The following is an 18,609-nucleotide window of genomic DNA, read 5'->3' on the forward strand; positions in this document are numbered from 1 at the left end:
CCGCCGAGATGGCTCCGCCCGCCGCCGCCGAGACGAGTCATCCCCGCCGCCGAGATGGCTCCGCCAGCCGGCCGGAGGGGGACGGCGCACCGGGGCAGGGTCGGTCGGCTCAGTCGCCCTCGAAGCGGATCTCCACCTCCCGGCTGGTCAGGCAGCGGCGGGTGAGCTGCGCGAGCTGGCGGACCTGGTCCACCTCCGCGGGCGCGCGGGCCACCTCGGCCAGGCAGCCCAGCTCGGCGAGGAGTTGTGGCGCCGCCTCGGCGGCGACCACCAGCTCGCCGAGCGGATCGACGCGGTCCAGCAACGGCGTACGACCCCCGCCCCGCACCCGCTTCAACAGGTCCAGCAGAACGTCGTCGGGATCGGCGACCACCCCGGCCGCGATGTGCGACGGACGACCCCGACCGGGCCCGGCTCGGACCAGCCGATAGAGGACGGCATCCACACCCACGATCGGTCCCCCTCCTCCCGTCGGCGTCACCTATCCGGATCGACGCCGCTCCGTTCCGCCTCGCGAATCACCCTTCCGCGCCACGCGCCCGGCTCGACACCGTGACACCCGCGCCCCGTCCGACAACCGGCTGGCCCCAGGGCCAGCCCCACACCGTGATGCCGCCGCGCCGGTCCGAAGCCCTGACACCCCGGCCCGCCGCCGAGTCAGTCCGGCACGGCCGGGCGGCCGGCTCACTCGGGGCACGCTGGGGATCAGCAGCCGCACCGGCGCGGCCCTTGTCATGTCCGCTCGGCGGCCCTGCCCACCGTCCTCTTCGTACGACCAGTTTCTCCTGTCCAGGGCCCGGTCAGCCACCCCCGACGGCGCGTCGATCCGCGACACGGTGCCGGTGGCCGTGAGACACCCGGCGCCGGGCGGAAGGCGCACGGCAGCGCGCGCGCCGGTGCGCCACGGAGCCCGGCGCCCGACGTCGGGGCGCGACGGGCGTCGGGCGCCCATCGGCGGCCCGAGGATGAGGCGGAACGACGACGACGGACGGCGGCGCATGACTGACGTCGACGCAGTGCCGGACGGCCGACTGGTGTTCTGCCGTTGCGGGATCAGGACCGTAGGCTGGGCCGGTGCCCGCCGACAGCAGGATCAGGCCGAGTCCGGCAGCGGCGCCCACCGGCGCCGACGAGCCGGTGCGGACCCGATCCGGCGGGTCGGCACCGGCCCGGAGTGGACGGTGAGCGGGCAGGGGCGCGGCACCCGCGCCGCCCACGAGGGACTGCCACCGGCGATGCGGGAGTCCGTGGACGCCTTCGCCGACCATCTGGCCCGGGTGCGCAACCGCTCCGCGCACACCGTGCGGGCGTACGTCACCGATCTGGTCTCGCTGCTCGACCATGCCGTCCGGATGGGCTGTGTCGACCTGGCCGAGCTGGACCTGACGGTGCTGCGCAGCTGGTTGGCGAAGCAGCGGACGATGGGGGCCGCCCGGACGTCGCTGGCCCGTCGCGCCGCGTCGGCACGTACGTTCAGCGCCTGGGCCCACCGGTCGGGGCTGCTGCCCGCCGACGTGGCCGCCCCGTTGGCCAGTCCGAAGGCCCACCGCGAGCTGCCCACCGTGCTCCGGGCCGACCAGGCCGCCGCCCTGATGGCCGCCCCCTCCCGGCCCACCGCATCCCTGGAGGCCGGCGCCGGGGCGGCCGGACCGTCGCCGGCGGGCGAGGACGAGCCGGTGCTGCTGCGGGACCGGGTGCTGCTGGAACTGCTCTACGGCACCGGGATCCGGATCAGCGAGGCGTGCGGCCTGGACGTCGCCGACGTCGACCACGGTCGCCGGGTGGTCCGGGTGCTGGGCAAGGGCGGCCGGGAGCGCGCCGTGCCGTACGGGGTGCCGGCGCAGCGCGCGTTGGACGCGTGGCTGGGCCGGGGCAGGCCTGCCCTGGCCGATCCGGGCGCGGGAGGTGCGCTGCTGCTGGGGGCGCGGGGCGGACGGCTGAACCCGACCACCGCGCGCCGGATCGTCGCCGGGTACGCCGAGCGGGCCGGGCTGCCCCGGACCAGCCCGCACGGGCTGCGGCACTCGGCCGCGACCCACCTGTTGGAGGGCGGCGCGGACCTGCGCGCGGTGCAGGAGCTGCTCGGCCACTCCTCGCTGGCCAGCACCCAGATCTACACGCACGTCTCGGTGGAGCGGCTGCGGGCGGCGTATCGGCAGGCGCACCCGCGCGCCTGAACGACGGCCCGACGGGCGGCGCCGCCGGTGGGCCGCGGGTGGGCGGTGATCGGCGAGTTGATGATCGACGGCGGGCTACGATCGGCGGATGACGGTCCCGCAGCCGCCCGAGCCGATTCCCGGGGCTCGGCTGCTCTTCTCGCTCGACGCGTCGGTCAGTCACCTCAACCACGGCTCGTTCGGCGCCGTCCCGATCGGGGTGCAGCGGGCCCAGCAGCGGTTGCGCGACGAGATGGAGGCGAACCCGCTGCGCTTCTTCACTCAGGGGCTGGTCGACCGGATCGCGCACACCCGCCGACACCTGGCCGGCTTCCTGGGGGCCGACCCGGACGGCACCGCGCTGGTGGGCAACGCGACCACCGGGGTGGCGGTGGTGCTCCAGTCGCTCGGCCTGCGCCCCGGCGACGAGGTGCTGACCACCGACCACGGGTACGGCGCGGTCGGCTTCTCCGTCGACCGGGAATGCCGCCGCACCGGGGCGACGCGCCGGACCCTGCACGTGCCGCTGACCGCCGGGGACGAGCAGGTCGTCGAGATCGTCCGGTCCGGGTTGCGCCCCGGACGGACGAAGCTGGTGGTGATCGACCAGCTCACGTCCGCCACCGCCCGGCTCTTCCCGGCCGCCGCCGTGGTGGGGGTGGCCCGCGAGCACGGCGTGCCCGTGCTGGTCGACGCGGCGCACGCCCCGGGCATGCTGCCGATCAGCGTGGCCTCCATCGGCGCCGACTTCTGGGTCGGCAACCTGCACAAGTGGGCGTACGCGCCGCGCGGGACCGCCGCGCTGGTGGTCGCGGAGCCGTGGCGGGAGCGGATCGAGCCGCTGGTCGTCTCCTGGGAGCAGGAGGCCGGCTTTCCCGCCCGGGTCGAGTGGCAGGCGACGCTGGACTACACGCCGTGGCTGGCCGCGCCGGTGGGGCTGTTCACGCTGCGCAGCCTGGGCCTGGACCGGGTACGCGCGCACAACGCCGCGCTGGCCGCGTACGGGCAGCGGGTGGTCGGGGACGCCCTCGGGGTGGCGCCGGCCGACCTGCCGGAGCCCGGCGGACCGACGGTGTCCATGCGGCTCATCCCGCTGCCGCGCGGCGTCGCCACCACGATGGACGCGGCGAAGGCGCTGCAGACCCGGATCGCGGAACGGCTCGCCGCCGAGGTGGCGGTGATGACCTGGCACGACCGGGGCTGGCTGCGGTTGGGCGGCCAGGTCTACAACACCCCCGACGAGTACGACCGGTTGGCCGTCCAGCTCCCTGCGCTGCTCGCCCAGCGGTGAGCGGTCGCCGTCCAGCGGCAGCAGCCGGACGGGGCCCAGGCCGAGCAGGGCGAGGGGGTTGAGGTATTCGTCGCCCCGGCGCAGCCCCCAGTGCAGGCATGCCGCGGCGGGACAGCCGGGGTGGCCGGCGAGCAGGGTGCCGATCGGCGCACCGGCGGTGACCCGGGCGCCGGCCGGCAGCCCGGGGCGTACCGGCTCGTAGGTGGTCCGCAGCCCGTCGCCGTGCCCGACGGTGACCACCGGGCGCCCGGCGACGGTACCGGCGAAGCGCACCACCCCCGCGCCGGCCGCACGGACCTCGACGCCCGCGACGGCGGCCAGGTCGACGCCCCGGTGACCGGGCAGCCAGGGCTGGGGCGGCGGGTCGAACCGGCGCACCGGCCGCGGTGTGCCGGCGAGCGGCCACCGGAACCGCGGCTCGGACCGCGGCGCTCCTGAGCCGGCCGAGGAGCCGGCCGGGGACGGACCGGCCGGAAGCGCGCCCGCCCGGGACGCCGGGCCCGCGACGGCCGGGACGGCAGCCGGTCCCGGCGCCGCCGGGAGGATCAGCGGAAGCATGAGGAGGGCCACCGTGACCGGCCCGGGCATGGTTCGCACGGCCGGCAGCCTGCCCCGACGGCGGTCCCCGATGCCACCGGGTACACCGCCGATTGTGGACGGCGGCCGCGCTGTGGACAACGGCCGGCGGCGGAGTCGATCTGCTATGCGGGCGGCACCGGCCGGCCACCCGCACCGCCTATGCTGAGCCGGTGACGCGGGACTGGTACGCCTGGCACGACGACTACGACCAGCCGGGCTCGGCCCTGTTCCGACGCCTGACCGAGCTGCGGCTGCACATCCGCGCGGCGCTCGACCAGGCCCCGCCCGGCCCGCTCCGGGTGGTCAGCCTCTGCGCCGGTCAGGGGCGGGACCTGGTCCCAGTGCTCGCCACGCATCCCCGGCGGGGCGACGTGACGGCCCGCCTGGTCGAGCTGGACCCCCGCAACGCCGAGGTGGCCCGGGCGGCCGCGGCGGAGGCCGGCCTGCCGGCGGTGCAGGTGGTGGTCGGGGACGCGGCACTGACCGACCACTACGCCGACCTCGCCCCGGCGGATCTCGTGCTGGTCTGCGGGATCTTCGGCAACATCGTCGACGCCGACATCCGGGCCACCGTCCGGCACTGCGCCGCCCTCTGCGCCACCGGTGGGACGGTCTTCTGGACCCGGCACCGCCGCGAGCCCGACCTGGTGCCCAGCATCTGCGACTGGTTCGCCGAGGAGGGCTTCACCCCGGTGGCGGTGAGCAGCCCGGCCGACGGGGTGGGGGTGGGCGTGCACCGTTTCACCGGCCGGCCCCGGCCACTGCCGGGCGGCGTGCGGATGTTCGAGTTCGTCGGCCACGTCCGCCTCACCCACCCGTGACCGGGCGTCCGCCCGCCGACCGCCGGGAGCAGAGATGACCACTGTGGACGACGTCAGCCGGCCGTCCCGGATCGCCGGTCCGGACGAGGCGATCAGCGCCGAGGAACTGCAGCTCGCCGCCCGCAATCACGGCATCCCGCTGGAGGCGCTGCGCTACGACGTCACCCCGGCCGGGCTGCACTACCTGCTCATCCACTACGACATCCCGGACGTCGACCCGGCGGCGCACACGCTGACCGTCGACGGCGCGGTGGACCGGCCGCTGAGCCTCGACCTGGCCGCGCTGCGGGACCGGCCCCGGGTCACCCACCGGGTGACACTGGAGTGCGCCGGCAACGGCCGGGCGCTACTGCACCCGCGGCCGGTCAGCCAGCCGTGGCTGGTGGAGGCGGTCGGCAACGCCGAGTGGACGGGCACGCCGCTGGCGCCGCTGCTGCGCGAGGCCGGGCTCTCCCCGGACGCCGTGGACGTGGTCTTCACCGGTGCGGACCACGGCGTCGAGCGGGGCGTCGAGCAGGACTACCGGCGGGCGCTGCCGGTCGCGGACGCGTTGCGCGAGGAGGTGCTGCTGGCGTACGAGATGAACGGCGCTGCTCTGCTGCCGCAGCACGGGTCCCCGCTGCGGCTGATCGTGCCCGGCTGGTACGGCATGGCGCACGTGAAGTGGCTGCGCGGCATCCGGGTGCTGACCGAGCCGTTCGACGGCTACCAGAACGCGGTGGCGTACCGGCTGCGGAAGGACGCCGACGACCCCGGCGTGCCGGTGACCCGGATCGAACCGCGCGCCCTGGTCCGCCCGCCGGGCTTCCCGGACTTCATGTCGCGGACCCGGGTGCTGCGGCCGGGGCCGTGCACGGTGGACGGTCGGGCCTGGTCGGGACACGCGCCGGTGAGCGCGGTGGAGGTGACCACCGACGGCGGGGCGAGCTGGGCGCCGGCCCGGCTGGACGAGCCGAGCGGCGGGGAGTGGGCCTGGCGGCGGTGGGAGTTCGACTGGGCCCCGGAGCCGGGGCGGTACGTGCTGGGCGCCCGGGCCACGGACGCCTCCGGACGCCGCCAGCCGGTGGAGCAGCCGTGGAACCGGGGCGGCTTCGCCAACAACCTGGTGCAGCGGGTCGAGGTGGCGGTGCTGGCGGGGTGAGCGGCGCGGTGGGCCGGGCCGCCGGCCGGGCGGGTCAGCCGCGGCGAGCGGAGATCGTCAGCCGCCGAATCCGGAGTCTGCGGGAAGGGAGATGTCCGGCTTTTCGAGCTCTTCCACATTGACGTCCTTGAACGTCATTACCCGGACGTTCTTGACGAAGCGGGCAGGACGGTACATGTCCCACACCCAGGCGTCGTGCATCTCGACCTCGAAGTAGACCTCGCCGTCCGAGTTACGCACGTGCAGGTCGACCTGGTTGGCCAGGTAGAAACGGCGCTCGGTCTCCACCACGTAGGAGAACTGGCGGACTATGTCGCGGTACTCCCGGTAGAGCTGCAGCTCCATCTCGGTCTCGTACTTCTCGAGATCTTCCGCGCTCATCGCACTCCGCCTTCCATGACCACATCTTCCCCCACCGACGCCGGGGGTCGAGGCTGCTCGCCCAACGCCACGCCGACGGTACTCCCTGACGCGCCGGAGCGCTCCATCGGCTCGTCCGGGCCGTCCACCACCGGACGCCGGGACCGCGGTGGGCGCCCGTCCCGGCCGGAGATCGTGGCCACGTTGACGTACGAGAAGCGGTGCTCCCGGCACGGCCCGTGCTCCCGCAGCGCCGCCGTGTGCTCCGGCGTGATGTAGCCCTTGTGCTCGGCGAAGCCGTACCTCGGGTACCGGTCGTCCAGCTCCACCATGATCCGGTCCCGGGTGACCTTGGCCAGCACGCTCGCCGCCGCCACGCAGGCCGCCACCTGGTCGCCCTTCCAGACCGCCAGCCCCGGCACGTCCAGCCCGTCGACGCCGAAGCCGTCGGTCAGCACGTACTCGGGGCGGGTGGTCAGCGACGCGAGGGCGCGCCGCATCGCGGCCAGGTTGCACACGTGCAGCCCCCGGGCGTCGACCTCCTCGGCGGGGATCACCACCACCGCGTACGCGAGGGCGCGGGCGACCACCTCGTCGTAGATCCGCTCTCGGCTGGCCGGGGTGAGCAGCTTGGAGTCGGCCAGCCCGTCGATCTCGCCGCGCCGCCCCTCGGGCAGCACCGCGGCGGCTGCGACGAGGGGCCCGGCGCAGGCGCCCCGCCCGGCCTCGTCCGCGCCGGCCACGTGCCGGAAGCCGCGCCGCTGCAGGGCCCGCTCCAGCGCGTAGAGGCCACCGTCGCGGCGCACCACGGTGCGCGGGGGCGTCAGCACGGCGCACCCCCGTGGGCGGCCGGTCGGGCGGCGAGCGCCCGGGTCAGCACGGCCGGCAGGTCCTCCGGGTAGTAGCGCTCGTCGGTCCCGGCCAGCTCGTCCAGGGACCACCAGCGGTGGCCGGTGACGCTGGCCCGCTCGACCTCGTCGAAGCCCGCCGTGTCCACCTCCCAGGCCGGGACGCGGACCAGGAAGAACTCCTGCTCCTGCCGGTACCAGACGCCGTCGAACGGGAACTCGACCGTCTCGGCCCACACCGGCGGGCCCAGCTCGGCCGGGGTGAGCCGCAGCCCGGTCTCCTCGGCCAGCTCGCGGGTGGCGCCGTCGGCCGGGCTTTCCCCCGGGTCGAGCCCGCCGCCCGGGGTGAACCAGTAGGCGTGGCTCGGTCGGGCCGGATCGGTGCCGGCGAAGAGCAGCACCCGGTCGGCCGCGTCGACGAGCAGCACCCGGGCCGCGCGACGAGGGGTGTAGACGGTCACGGCCCAAGCCTGCCAGACGGCTCCGACGAACGCCCACGCCTCCCTGGCTCAGGGATTGGGGATCCCGTCGAACTGCTTCGGGACGGTGAGCCAGGTCGCCCGGTCGACCGGCCAGAACACGGTGAACGCCCGCCCGACCACCTGGTCCTCGGGGATGGTGGCCTCGGTGATGTCCTGGCCGGACTGCTGCCAGTGCTCCAGCGAGTCGCCCGAGGCCTCCCGGTGGTCACCCATGACCCAGAGCCGCCCCTGCGGCACCGTGATGTCGAAATCCTGGTCGGCCGGTTTGTTCCCGGGATAGATGTACGGCTCGTCCAGCGACCGGCCGTTGATGACCAGCCGGTCCTGGGCGTCGCAGCAGACCACGTGGTCGCCGGCGACCCCGATCACCCGCTTGATGAAGTCCTCGCCCTCCGGGTTGCCGCTCCACTCGGTGGGCGCCTTGAAGACGACCACCTCGCCCCGGTGCGGCGACCGGAAATCGTAGACCAGCTTGTTGACCAGCACCCGATCGTCGATCTTGAGAGTGTTCTCCATGGACGGGGAGGGGATGAAGAAGGTCTGCAGCACGAAGGCACGCACCAGCACTGCGACCAGGATCGCCACGCCCAGGAGAATGGGCAGCTCCTTCCAGAAGGAACTGCGGGGCTTTTCGGTCTGCTCGTCAATCACGGGAGGAGCCTACGACGCCGGGCGCGTGGGGACCGTCCGGAACGCGCGAGAACGGAGAGGGCCGCCGTGACCGGGAGGATCAGCACGACACCGCCCACCGGGTCGGGATCGACGGGGGCCGGCCGGGCCGGCGCGCCGTCCGCCCGGGCCAGGCTGGCGAAGGTGTCCGGCACGGGCAGCGAGGTCCACCGCTCGGAGGGCCAGACGATCATGAAGGCCCGGCCCACCACGTTGTCGATCGGCACCGGACCCTGACAGCGGGCGTCCTGGGAGACCAGCCGGTGGTCGCCCATCACGAAGATCTGCCCGGCCGGCACGACGACCTCGGTGAACTGCCGCGACCGGCACTCCTTCGGGTTGGGCGGCAGCTCGACCGGCGAATCCTCGGAGACGTACGCCCGCTCGTCCAGCGGCACGCCGTTGACCACGACCCGGCCCTTGTCGCAGCACCACACCTTGTCGCCGGGCACCCCGATCACCCGCTTGATGAAGTCCTTCTCCCCGGGGCGGCTGACCCCGACCAGGTCGCCGAGGGTGCGGCCGACCTTCCCGGCGAAGCCGGCCGGCGGCGCCGGGGTCTCCTGGGCGACCCACTTGTCGGTGCCCCGGAAGACCACCACCTCGCCGCGCACCGGATCCCGGACGTCGTAGACGACCTTGTTGACCAGCACCCGGTCGCCGATGAGGAGGGTGTTCTCCATCGACCCGGAGGGGATGAAGAACGCCTGGAGCAGGAAGGTGCGGATCAGCACCGCGAGGCAGAAGGCGACGATCAGGAGCAGCGGCAACTCCTGCCAGAGGGGCATCTGCCGCCGGGCGCGCCGGGCCCGCCGGCGCCACGGATCGACGGTGCCGTCCTCGTCAAGCATCTGCACCATGCCACTCTCCGGTCCGCAGAAACGACACTACCGCCCGGGAGCCTCGTCGTGAGACCCCACGGGCGGTAGTGGACCGCTGTGCCGCCGCGAGACGCGCTGCGGCGTCGCTGCCCTCCTGCGCCCGTACGATCAGGGTAATGCGATCTGGTCGATACGACATCCGCGCAGCTCAGGCGGCGTAGCGAGCGGAAAGTCAGCTGGTCGGCTGCTTCTCGCGCAGCTCCTTGATCTTGGCCTTCTTGCCGCGCAGCTCGCGCAGGTAGTAGAGCTTGGCGCGACGCACGTCACCGCGGGTCACGATCTCGATCCGGTCGATCGCCGGGCTGTTGATCGGGTACGTCCGCTCCACACCGACACCGAAGCTGACCTTGCGGACCGAGAAGGTCTCGCGCAGACCGTCACCCTGGCGGCGGATGACGACGCCCTGGAAGATCTGGACACGGGACCGGTTGCCCTCGACGACCCGCGCGTGCACCTTCACGGTGTCACCGGCACGGAAGTCGGGGAGGTCGACCCGCTTCGACTGGGCGTCAAGGGCGTCCAGGATGTTCATCGCTGTGTCCTCGTGAGGCTCACGGCGCACCGTCAGTCGGTGCGCGGATGGGTGATTCTGATCCCCGGGTGGTGGACGGCGGGCCGGCCCCGGTCGAGGATCCTCGCAGCCGTCCGCGGGCGCGGACGGATGCGGCAACCCCTCTACTTTGCCACATCCCCCGGCGGCGAGGAAAATCCGCCCCGGTCCAACGCCGCCCGGTCCCGCTTGTCCAGGCTCTCCGGCGGCAGCGCGGCCATCATGTCCGGGCGGCGCGCGGCCGTCCGGGTCAGCGCCTCGTCCCGCCGCCAGCGGGCGATCCGCCCGTGGTCGCCGGAGCGGAGCACGTCCGGCACCTCGTGCCCGCGCCAGGTCGCCGGCTTGGTGTACATCGGGGCCTCGAGCAGCCCGTGGGCGTGCGACTCCTCGTCCAGCGAGCCGGCGTTGCCGAGCACCCCGGGCAGCAGCCGGGTGACCGCCTCCAGGATCACCAGCACCGCGACCTCGCCGCCGAAGAGCACGTAGTCACCGAGGGAGACCTCGGTCATCCGCATCCGGGTCGCCGCGTGGTCGAGCACCCGCTGGTCGATGCCCTCGTACCGGCCGCAGGCGAAGAGCAGGTGCGACTCGGCGGCCAGCTCGTGCGCCATGGCCTGCGTGAACCGGACGCCGGCCGGCGAGGGCACCAGCAGCCGGGGCATCGTGTGGCCGTCCGGGTTGAGCTCGTCGGGGGCGAGGGCGTCCAGCGCCTCACCCCACGGCTCCGGCCGCATCACCATGCCGGGGCCGCCGCCGTAGGGGGTGTCGTCCACCGTGCGGTGCACGTCGTGGGTCCAGGTCCGCAGGTCGTGTACGGCCAGCCGCAGCGTGCCGTTCGCCCGGGCCTTGCCGATCAGCGACAGGTCCAGCGGGGCGAAGTACTCCGGGAAGATCGACACGATGTCGACGCGCATTGGGGGTGCTCCGGCGGCCTAGAGATCGAGCAGACCGGCCGGCGGGTCAACGACGACGCGACCGCCGGCGAGGTCCACCTCGGGCACGATCGCCTTGACGAACGGAATCAGCGCGGTACGCCCCTCGGGGCGGCGCAGCACCAACAGGTCGGACGCGGGCGCGTGGTCGATCCCGGCCACCTCGCCCAGCCGCTCCCCAGCGGGGGTGACCACGGCGAGGCCGACGAGCTGGTGGTCGTGGAACTCCTCCGGGTCCGCCGGCGGGGCCACGTCGCCGCTGTCCACCGTGAGCAGCGTGCCGCGCAGCGCCTCGGCGACGTCCCGCTCCAGGACGCCCTCGAAGGCCACCAGCAGCCGGCCCTGGTGCCAGCGCGCCGACTCGATGGTCAGCTCGGCGGGCACGCGGAACGGCACACCGGGACCCGGCGCCGGATTGGCCGGGGGTGTCACCCCCGGCTCGGTGCGCAACACCGAACCGGGGGTGAACCGTGCTTCGGGCTCATCGGTCCGCACCTCCACGGTGACCTCACCGCGGATCCCGTGCGGCTTGCCGATCCTGCCGACGACGAGAAGCATCAGTACGAGTCGACGATGTCGACGCGTACCCCACGCCCACCGATGGAGCCGATCACCTGGCGCAGTGCCTTGGCGGTCCGGCCGGACCGCCCGATCACCGTGCCGAGATCCTCCGGGTGCACGCGGACCTCGAGCCGCTTGCCCCGACGGGAATCGACCATCCGCACCCGGACGTCGTCCGGGTGGTCGACGATCCCCTTGACCAGGTGCTCCAGGGCGGGACGCAGTGCCATGTCAGGCCTGCTCGCCGGACTCGGCACCGGTCTGCGCCTCGGCCTTCGGCGCCTCGGCCTCGGCCGGGGCGGCCTCCGCCTTGGGAGCCTCCGCCTTGGGAGCCTCCGCCTTGGGAGCCTCCGCCTTGGGAGCCTCCGCCTTGGCGGCCTTCTTTGCCGGCTTGGCCGGGGTCTCCGGAGCCAGGCCGGCGGCGGCCTTCGCCTCGGCCTCGTACGCCGCCTTGCGGTCGGCCCGCTCCGCGGCGACCTTCAGCGGCGGCGGGGCCGGCAGGCCCTTGAACTTCTGCCAGTCACCGGTCAGCTCCAGCAGGCGCTGCACGGCCTCGCTCGGCTGCGCACCGACCGACAGCCAGTACTGGACCCGCTCCGACTTGACCTCGATCACCGAAGGGTCTTCCTTCGGCTGGTACACGCCCACGAACTCGATCGCGCGACCGTCACGCTTGGTGCGCGAGTCGGCGACGACGATGCGGTACTGCGGGTTGCGGATCTTGCCCATCCGCAGGAGCCGGATCTTTACGGCCACAGTTGTTTCGCTCCTGTTGCGATCTCACCGGCCCGGTACGGGCGGTGCATGGGTGAGCGCCGACCGGCACAGTGGGGTTTGGGCCGGAGACTGCTCGGTGGACTGGCGACGCGCCTGGGTTAGAGGGCGCCGGACGCGCGCCGGATACCAGCGACCCATTCTGCCAGATCCGGCGCCGATCTCTCACACCGGACCCGGACAGGTCACCCGAGCCGGTGTCCGAGTGACGGACGACACCGTCAGCGGACCGGCGGACGGTCCCAGCCCGGTGGCAGTTCGTCCGGTATGCCCCATTCCGCCGGTGGGGTGAAGTCGCACCAGGTCCCGTCGAACGGGAACGCGCCGGCCTCGGCGAGGGCGATGACCCGCTCCCCCTCGGCCCGGACCGCCTTCTCGTCGGCCACCCAGTAGTCGTCGGGGAAGGCGAGGCGTTCGAGGAACTCCTCCTCGTCCTTCCACTCCCAGCTGCGGTCCGGCCGGACCACCACGTCCAGGTCCTGGTCGACCATGTCCACGCCGGCCACCGGGCCGTCGTCCCAGCGGACGCCCGGTTCCTCCAGGTTGACGTACCAGTTGCTGAACCGGCCCTGCGCGTCCCGGAACCACCAGACCGAGTGGGCCGCCCCGGTGGGCAGGAACTTCAGCACCGGCGGCCCGTTCCACCGGCCCTGGGCCAGGCGGTAGGACGAGGTGATCCACTCGGCGAACGGCATCGCCCGCATGCCCAGCCCCGCCTCGGTGACCTCGTGCGCCACCGGCGAGTCCCGGGCGATCCAGAGCAGCAGGCCCCGGTCGTCGTCCAGGACCACCCGGGCCGACCGGACCCAACCGATCCGGCCGTGCCGCACGTTCCGGTGCATGATCAGCCGACCCGGCGCGAACCGGGCGACGGGGTCGCCGGGCCGCACGTCAGTAGGCGCGGGCGAGGATGGCGACCAGGTCCGACTCGTCCTCCGAGTCCGGCACCGAGCCGTCGGCCCGCAGCAGGCAGCGGACCGTCACGCCCTGGGCGTTCGCCTCGGCCTCGCCCTGGACGCCGACCGCCGACCACGGCACCTTGGCCCAGCCGGTGGCCGCCGCCTCGATCGCCTCGCCCAGCGTCGACACCTCGACGGTCCGGGACTCGCGGTGGGCCAGGGCCTGGTCGTGCAGCGCCCGCTGGTCGGCCTCCAGCGCGGCCAGCACCGCGCCGACCACGTCGGCCACCGGCGTCGGGGACTTCGAGCCGTCCGTACGTCGGACCACGACCGCGTTGCCGGTGGCCAGGTCGCGGGGGCCGACCTCGACGCGTACCGGATAGCCGCGCAGCTCGGCGTCGACGGCCCGGCGGCCGAACGCGGTGTCCGTGCGGTCGTCGAGCGCGACCCGGACGCCGGCGTCGCGCAGGCCGTCGCGGAGCTTGGCCGCCGCCTCGCCGACCCCCTCGCCGTCCTTGACGATCATCACGTACGCCTGGATCGGCGCCAGCTTCGGCGGCACCCGCAGGCCGTTGTCGTCGCCGTGCGCCATGATCAGACCGCCGAGCATCCGGGTCGACGTGCCCCAGGAGGTGGTCCAGGCGTGCTCCCGGCCGCCCTCGGCGGAGGAGTAGCTGATGTCGAACGCCTTGGCGAAGTTCTGCCCCAGCTCGTGGCTGGTGCCCAGCTGGAGCGCCTTGCCGTCGCCCATCATGCCTTCGCAGGTGTAGGTGGCGGTCGCGCCGGCGAACCGCTCCCGGGCGGTCTTCAGCCCGACCACCACCGGGATGCCGAGGACGTTGACCATCAGGTCCTCGTACGCCTCGTGCAGGATCCGCCGCGCGTAGGCGCGCGCGTCCTCCCGCGTGGCGTGCGCGGTGTGCCCCTCCTGCCAGAGGAACTCGCTGGTGCGCAGGAAGATCCGCGGCCGCAGCTCCCAGCGGACCACGTTCGCCCACTGGTTGAGCAGCAGCGGCAGGTCCCGGTACGAGTCGATCCACTTGGCCATGAACTCGCCGATCACCGTCTCGCTGGTGGGGCGGACCACGACCGGCTCGGCGAGCTGCTTGCCGCCACCGTGGGTGACCACGGCCAGCTCCGGCGAGAAGCCCTCGACGTGCTGGGCCTCACGCTTGAGGTAGCTCTCCGGGATGAAGAGCGGGAAGTACGCGTTCTCCGCGCCGGCCGCCTTGATCCGGGCGTCCATCTCGGCCTGCATCCGCTCCCAGATGGCGTAGCCGGCCGGTCGGATCACCATGGTCCCCCGGACCGGGCCGTTGTCGGCCAGCTTCGCCTTGGCGATCAGGTCCTGGTACCAGCGGGGAAAGTCCTCCGCACGGGGAGTGAGCACGCGTGCCATGACCGCACATCCTATGCGCCGTCCGCCGGGCCGCCGCGCTCGGGCACGCCCGACTGGCGGGAAGCAGCGCCCCGGCCGGGCGCGGGCGGGGCAGCGGCACGAACCCGACGCTGACTAGCATTTGCGGCCTGTGGCGGTTCCCAGCCGAGGCGGGCGAGGTCCCGGTGGTGTCCCGGGCGACCGGGCACGCCCAGTTGGACGCGGTCCCGCTGCCGCTGGCCACGATCGGCACGCCGACCCCGTTCGAGGTACGCGGCGCGCTCGGCAACGGCGTCACCTCGACGCCCCGCGCGACCCCGGTGAGCGTCTGGGGGCTGTGGGCATGCCTCCCGCCGCTGGCCCCCGGCGCGCACGAGCTGGCCTTCGGCGGCAGCGACGGCGGCGGCTTCTGGGTGGAGCAGCGACTAGCGGTTGCTTCCCTTTCTAGAGCTGTCCACAATTGGCTGTCGTGGGTAGCGTGTATCGGATCGGCGAGTTCGCCAAGCGGGTGGGCCGCTCGGTGAGTACGGTGCGCCGGTGGGAGGCGGAGGGTCCGATCGCGGCCCGTCGTCTGCCGTCGGGGCAGCGGTACTTCGACGATTCTGATGTGCGCCGGGTGCTGCAGCCGGGCTTCGACGCCGACCGGCGGAAGGTCGTGGTGTACTGCCGGGTGTCATCGCCGGGTCAGAAGGCCGACCTGGCCTCGCAGGTGGCGGCGATGCAGCAGTTCTGCCTTGCTCGCGGTCTGGCCGTGGACGAGTGGATCAGCGAGGTCGGCGGCGGGATGAACCTGCGCCGTAAGAAGTTCCTGGCGTTAATGGACGCGGTCGACCGGGGGGAGGTTGGCACGCTGGTGGTGGCGCACAAGGACAGGCTGGCCCGGTTCGGCTTCGACTTCCTGGAGCACGTGGCGGCACGTGGCGGCTGCGAGATCGTCGTCGCCAATCACGAGTCACTGTCCCCACAGCAGGAACTAGTGGAGGACTTGTTGGCCATCGTGCACACCTTCTCATGCCGCCTGTACGGTCTGCGCCGCTACGAGAAGGAACTCAAAGGGGCGGACCTAACCGTGGGGGATGACCGGTGAAGGTCACCCGCATCGCCTACTCGGCACGGATGAACCCAGGAAAGTACGCCGCCCTGGTGGAGCAGGCCCGCCGGTTGGGTTGGGTGCGCAGCGAGGTGTGGCAGCGGTATGGCTCGATCAACGGTGTCGGGGCCGGACTGCGGGACCGGCAGGTGCGCGACCGGTGGCTGGCTGACGGCAGGCACGTGCAGTTCGCCGTGTTGGCGAATGCGTGGAAGGAAACCGTCCGCGACGTCATGGCCGACATCGCCGCGAACCTGGAGGCGGCCAAGGTCGACGTCAGGCGGGCGATCATCCGACGCACGAGCGATCCGGCCGAGCGCAAGCGACTGTTCACCGCGCTGAAGGCCGACCAATGGGCTGACGATCCGTTCCTGTCTCGGCAGATGCGCAAGCACTGGAAGCGTGGCCACAACCGCACGCACGATCAGATCGTGGTACGCGCCGACAACTACAACGCCCTCGTTGACGGGCGAGGCCGGCTGTGGCTGGCAATTCCCGGCCTCGAACCCCGCAAGATGGTCAAAATCCCGCCGTCCACGACCGTCGCCCCGACCGGGACGCTGCGCCTGATCCTGCGCGGCGGCCGAGTCCAGGTCCACTACCAGATCGACGCGTCGCAGATGCGCTCATCACAGCGACCATGCGGCGAGGCGACGATCGGCGTGGACAAGGGCTACACCGAAGCCCTCACCGACTCCGACGGCCAGCCCCACGGTGAACAGCTCGGCGACCTGCTCACCCGCGAGTCGGACCGGTTGAAGGAACGAAACCGCCGTCGGGCGAAGCTACGCTCAATCGCCAACAACGCCGCGCTCCGTGGCGACTACGCGAAAGCGCACCGGATCAAGGCCAACAACCTCGGCACGATCAAGCGGGACCGGCAGGCCGCCCGACATCGGGCGCGGGTGCGTACGGAGATCTTCACCGCCGTGCACGAGGTCGTGGACAAGGCCGCCACCGTGATCGCCGAAGACCTCACCAAACGCTTCGCCGGGCGCAAAACGCTGGGCAAGAACATCAACCGGCGTCTCGCCGCATGGACCAAAGGAGTCACCGCCGAGGCCCTGAAAAGCGTGTCGGAGCGTAGAGGTTCTGCGCTCGTGCCCGTCAACGCCGCCTACACCTCACAAACCTGTCACCAATGCGGCCGGTTCAGCCGACGCAGCGGGGACCGGTTTCACTGCACCCGATGCGGGGTGGTGTGGCAGGCCGACGTGAACGCCGCGATCAACATCCTGCACCGAGCCGGCGACCCCGACATCGCCCTGCACACCCCACACCACGTGGTGAAGCAGATCCTGCAGGACCGGACAGATCGCCACCGGACCAGACTGCCGGTCCAGGACTCCAGCCCGGCAACAGCTGAGCGGAGAGCGAATCATCCGAACCGCTCAACTATGAGCAAGTAGTAGGAAGCAGGCGCAGTACCACCTCGTGGTGAGCTGAGCCGTCCCGCCGCCCGTAGACTTCCGGGCAACCATGGACGAACCCCGGGACTCGGCCCGCCAACGCCTGCGGGACAGCATCGTCGACGCCGCCCGCGCACAGACCGTCGCGAGCGGCTGGGACGGCGTACGGATGGGTGGGGTGGCGCGGGCGGCCGGGGTGAGCCGGCAGACCGTCTACAACGAGTTCGGCACCAAGGCGGGGCTGGCCGAGGCGCTGGCCCGGCGGGAGGTCGACCGGTTCGTATCGGCGGTCCGCGCGGCGCTCGCGGAGCACGGCGCCGACGTCCGGGCCGGCGCGTACGCGGCTATCGCGCACACCCTCACCGAGGCGGCCGGGAACCCGCTGATCAAGGCGATCCTGACCAGCGCGCGGGGCGGCTCGGACGAGCTGCTGCCCTACCTGACCACCCGCTCCGAGCTGGTGCTGGCCGAGGCGACCGGGGCGCTGCTGGAGTGGGCGAGCGTCCACCTTCCGGGGGCCGATCCGGCCGGGCTGGCGTTCGCCGCCGACACGATCGTCCGCCTGGTGGTGAGCCACATCGTGCTCCCCCAGGCCCCGCCCGAGCAGACCGCCCGCGCCCTGGCCGAGTTGGCCCTGCACCTCTTCCTGAACCCGGGGCGGGTCAGCGGATGAGGCGGCCGCGGAGGACGACGCGGGACGGGGTGCGGACCACGCGGAGGTCGCGGCGCGGGTCCTCGGGGTAGACGACCAGGTCGGCGAGGCCGCCCTCGACCAGGCCGGGGAAGCCCAGCCAGGCGCGGGCGCCCCAGGAGGCGGCGGCGAGCACGTCCAGCGCGGACATGCCGGCCCGCTCGTGCAGCAGCAGCATCTCCTCGGCGGCCAGCCCGTGGTCGATCCCGCCGCCCGCGTCGGTGCCGACGTAGATCGGCACGCCCGCCTCGTACGCGGCCCGGACCACCTCGGGGAAGCGGTCGCGCAGGGCGACCATGTGGTCGGCGTACCCGGGGAACCTGGCGCGGGCCTGGTCGGCGATGCCGCCGAAGGTCGCAATGTTGATCATCGTGGGGACCAGTGCGGTGCCCTGCCGGGCCATCAGGTCGATCAGGTCGGGGCTGAGCCCGGTGCCGTGCTCCACCGAGTCCACCCCGGCCCGCACCATGATCTCCACGGCCGACTCGGAGAAGGTGTGCACCGCGGCCCGCACCCCGGCGGCGTGCGCGGCCGCGACGGCCGCGGTCATGGTGTCCGCGTCCCAGGCCGGCGCGAGGTCGCCGACGCCGCGGTCGATCCAGTCCCCGACCAGCTTGACCCAGCCGTTGCCGGCGGCGGCCTGCTCGGCCACCGTCGCGGCCACCTCCGCCGCGCCCACCTCCACGCCGATGTCGCGCAGGTAGCGCCTGGGCGGGGCGACGTGCTGGCCGGCGCGGGCCAGTCGCGGCAGCTCCGGCTCGTCGTCCAGCTCTGGGTACGGGTACGGCGAGCCGGCGTCGCGGATGGCCAGCACGCCGGCGTCCCGGTCGGTACGGGCCAGCTCACGGGCCTGGTCCAGGGAGGTGATCGGGGCACCGCCCCGGGCGATGCCGATGTGGCAGTGCGCGTCGGTCAACCCCGGCAGCACGAAGCCGCCGTCGGCGATCGTCTCCGCCCCGGGCACCGGATCGAAGGTCACCCGGTCGCCGTCCAGCCAGATGTCCCGGACCTCGTCGTCCGGCAGCAGCACACCGCGCACATGCAGAGCCATGTGCACAGTCCTACCTGATCACCCCCCGCCGCGCGCGAGCAGCCCG

General features: G+C 73.2%; 21 protein-coding genes and 2 pseudogenes. 8 read left to right on the plus strand and 15 right to left on the minus strand.

Annotated features, from left to right (window positions below):
• Positions 1-109: 109 nt before the first annotated feature.
• The gene (locus DKT69_RS16920) at positions 110-451 is read right to left on the minus strand and encodes a hypothetical protein (protein ID WP_109802503.1); all 342 of its coding nucleotides are present in this window, start codon (positions 449-451) and stop codon (positions 110-112) included.
• A 784-nt stretch (positions 452-1,235) separates the two neighbouring features.
• Here DKT69_RS16920 and DKT69_RS16925 point away from each other — a divergent pair.
• Both DKT69_RS16925 and DKT69_RS16930 read left to right on the plus strand, forming a co-directional pair.
• On the plus strand, positions 1,236-2,177 hold the full coding sequence (locus DKT69_RS16925) for a tyrosine recombinase XerC (RefSeq protein ID WP_109802550.1): 942 nt from the start codon (positions 1,236-1,238) through the stop codon (positions 2,175-2,177).
• 88 nt (positions 2,178-2,265) lie between these two features.
• On the plus strand, positions 2,266-3,447 hold the full coding sequence (locus DKT69_RS16930) for an aminotransferase class V-fold PLP-dependent enzyme (RefSeq protein WP_109802504.1): 1,182 nt from the start codon (positions 2,266-2,268) through the stop codon (positions 3,445-3,447).
• Here the strand turns inward: DKT69_RS16930 and DKT69_RS16935 are convergent.
• A pseudogene (locus DKT69_RS16935) lies at positions 3,445-4,035 on the minus strand (M23 family metallopeptidase); the annotation flags it as partial. The gene DKT69_RS16930 and the pseudogene DKT69_RS16935 overlap by 3 nt on opposite strands.
• Before the next feature lie 161 nt (positions 4,036-4,196).
• On the opposite strand from DKT69_RS16935, the gene DKT69_RS16940 reads away from it, so the two are divergent.
• Together DKT69_RS16940 and DKT69_RS16945 are read left to right on the plus strand one after the other, a co-directional pair.
• Positions 4,197-4,847, plus strand: coding sequence for a methyltransferase domain-containing protein (locus DKT69_RS16940; protein ID WP_109802505.1), 651 nt, complete (start codon positions 4,197-4,199; stop codon positions 4,845-4,847).
• Positions 4,848-4,881: 34 nt separating this feature from the next.
• Positions 4,882-5,988, plus strand: coding sequence for a sulfite oxidase (locus DKT69_RS16945; RefSeq protein ID WP_109802506.1), 1,107 nt, complete (start codon positions 4,882-4,884; stop codon positions 5,986-5,988).
• Positions 5,989-6,045: 57 nt separating this feature from the next.
• Here the strand turns inward: DKT69_RS16945 and DKT69_RS16950 are convergent, their stop codons facing one another.
• The 12 genes and pseudogenes from DKT69_RS16950 to proS form a co-directional block, all read right to left on the minus strand.
• The gene (locus DKT69_RS16950; protein WP_007075222.1) at positions 6,046-6,369 is read right to left on the minus strand and encodes a DUF2469 domain-containing protein; all 324 of its coding nucleotides are present in this window, start codon (positions 6,367-6,369) and stop codon (positions 6,046-6,048) included.
• Complete coding sequence (locus tag DKT69_RS16955; protein ID WP_109802507.1) at positions 6,366-7,178, minus strand: ribonuclease HII; 813 nt, start codon at positions 7,176-7,178, stop codon at positions 6,366-6,368. The genes DKT69_RS16950 and DKT69_RS16955 overlap by 4 nt, the downstream gene beginning before the upstream one ends.
• Positions 7,172-7,657: an NUDIX hydrolase gene (locus DKT69_RS16960; protein WP_109802508.1), complete on the minus strand. Its 486-nt coding sequence runs from the start codon at positions 7,655-7,657 to the stop codon at positions 7,172-7,174. Before DKT69_RS16960 ends, DKT69_RS16955 begins: the two co-directional genes overlap by 7 nt.
• Before the next feature lie 48 nt (positions 7,658-7,705).
• Positions 7,706-8,329 carry a signal peptidase I gene (gene lepB, locus DKT69_RS16965; RefSeq protein ID WP_109802509.1) on the minus strand — a complete coding sequence of 208 codons (624 nt, stop codon included), beginning with the start codon at positions 8,327-8,329 and terminating at the stop codon, positions 7,706-7,708.
• A 9-nt stretch (positions 8,330-8,338) separates the two neighbouring features.
• A pseudogene (lepB, locus tag DKT69_RS16970) lies at positions 8,339-9,207 on the minus strand (signal peptidase I).
• Between the two features lie 193 nt (positions 9,208-9,400).
• Positions 9,401-9,760, minus strand: coding sequence for a 50S ribosomal protein L19 (gene rplS / locus DKT69_RS16975; RefSeq protein ID WP_109802511.1), 360 nt, complete (start codon positions 9,758-9,760; stop codon positions 9,401-9,403).
• 143 nt (positions 9,761-9,903) lie between these two features.
• Positions 9,904-10,692, minus strand: a complete 789-nt coding sequence (gene trmD / locus DKT69_RS16980; protein WP_109802512.1) for a tRNA (guanosine(37)-N1)-methyltransferase TrmD — start codon at positions 10,690-10,692, stop codon at positions 9,904-9,906.
• 18 nt (positions 10,693-10,710) lie between these two features.
• Positions 10,711-11,268, minus strand: coding sequence for a ribosome maturation factor RimM (gene rimM, locus DKT69_RS16985; RefSeq protein ID WP_109802513.1), 558 nt, complete (start codon positions 11,266-11,268; stop codon positions 10,711-10,713).
• Positions 11,268-11,528: an RNA-binding protein gene (locus DKT69_RS16990; protein ID WP_030500803.1), complete on the minus strand. Its 261-nt coding sequence runs from the start codon at positions 11,526-11,528 to the stop codon at positions 11,268-11,270. The genes rimM and DKT69_RS16990 overlap by 1 nt, the downstream gene beginning before the upstream one ends.
• A complete protein-coding gene (rpsP, locus tag DKT69_RS16995) occupies positions 11,503-12,027 on the minus strand; it encodes a 30S ribosomal protein S16 (protein WP_109802514.1) in 525 nt (174 codons plus the stop codon). The genes DKT69_RS16990 and rpsP overlap by 26 nt, the downstream gene beginning before the upstream one ends.
• Before the next feature lie 239 nt (positions 12,028-12,266).
• Complete coding sequence (locus tag DKT69_RS17000; protein ID WP_109802551.1) at positions 12,267-12,887, minus strand: ribonuclease FAU-1 family protein; 621 nt, start codon at positions 12,885-12,887, stop codon at positions 12,267-12,269.
• Positions 12,888-12,936: 49 nt separating this feature from the next.
• Positions 12,937-14,343, minus strand: a complete 1,407-nt coding sequence (proS, locus tag DKT69_RS17005; protein WP_109802515.1) for a proline--tRNA ligase — start codon at positions 14,341-14,343, stop codon at positions 12,937-12,939.
• Between the two features lie 167 nt (positions 14,344-14,510).
• Between proS and DKT69_RS37795 the strand changes: the two genes are divergently transcribed.
• The 4 genes from DKT69_RS37795 to DKT69_RS17020 all read left to right on the plus strand — a co-directional run bounded on the left by DKT69_RS37795 (position 14,511) and on the right by DKT69_RS17020 (position 17,494).
• The gene (locus DKT69_RS37795) at positions 14,511-14,846 is read left to right on the plus strand and encodes a hypothetical protein (protein WP_146231116.1); all 336 of its coding nucleotides are present in this window, start codon (positions 14,511-14,513) and stop codon (positions 14,844-14,846) included.
• Positions 14,792-15,409 carry an IS607 family transposase gene (locus tag DKT69_RS17010; protein WP_109802516.1) on the plus strand — a complete coding sequence of 206 codons (618 nt, stop codon included), beginning with the start codon at positions 14,792-14,794 and terminating at the stop codon, positions 15,407-15,409. Before DKT69_RS37795 ends, DKT69_RS17010 begins: the two co-directional genes overlap by 55 nt.
• 152 nt (positions 15,410-15,561) lie before the next feature.
• Positions 15,562-16,821 (plus strand): RNA-guided endonuclease TnpB family protein, encoded by a 1,260-nt coding sequence (locus DKT69_RS17015; RefSeq protein ID WP_201749707.1) that lies wholly within the window; start codon positions 15,562-15,564, stop codon positions 16,819-16,821.
• Positions 16,822-16,891: 70 nt separating this feature from the next.
• A complete protein-coding gene (locus DKT69_RS17020; RefSeq protein WP_109802518.1) occupies positions 16,892-17,494 on the plus strand; it encodes a TetR/AcrR family transcriptional regulator in 603 nt (200 codons plus the stop codon).
• Here the strand turns inward: DKT69_RS17020 and DKT69_RS17025 are convergent.
• Positions 17,484-18,563: an amidohydrolase family protein gene (locus tag DKT69_RS17025; RefSeq protein WP_109802519.1), complete on the minus strand. Its 1,080-nt coding sequence runs from the start codon at positions 18,561-18,563 to the stop codon at positions 17,484-17,486. The genes DKT69_RS17020 and DKT69_RS17025 overlap by 11 nt on opposite strands.
• Positions 18,564-18,609 lie beyond the last annotated feature (46 nt).

The sequence above is a fragment of the Micromonospora sicca genome, from assembly GCF_003172935.1.
Taxonomy (GTDB): domain Bacteria; phylum Actinomycetota; class Actinomycetes; order Mycobacteriales; family Micromonosporaceae; genus Micromonospora; species Micromonospora sicca.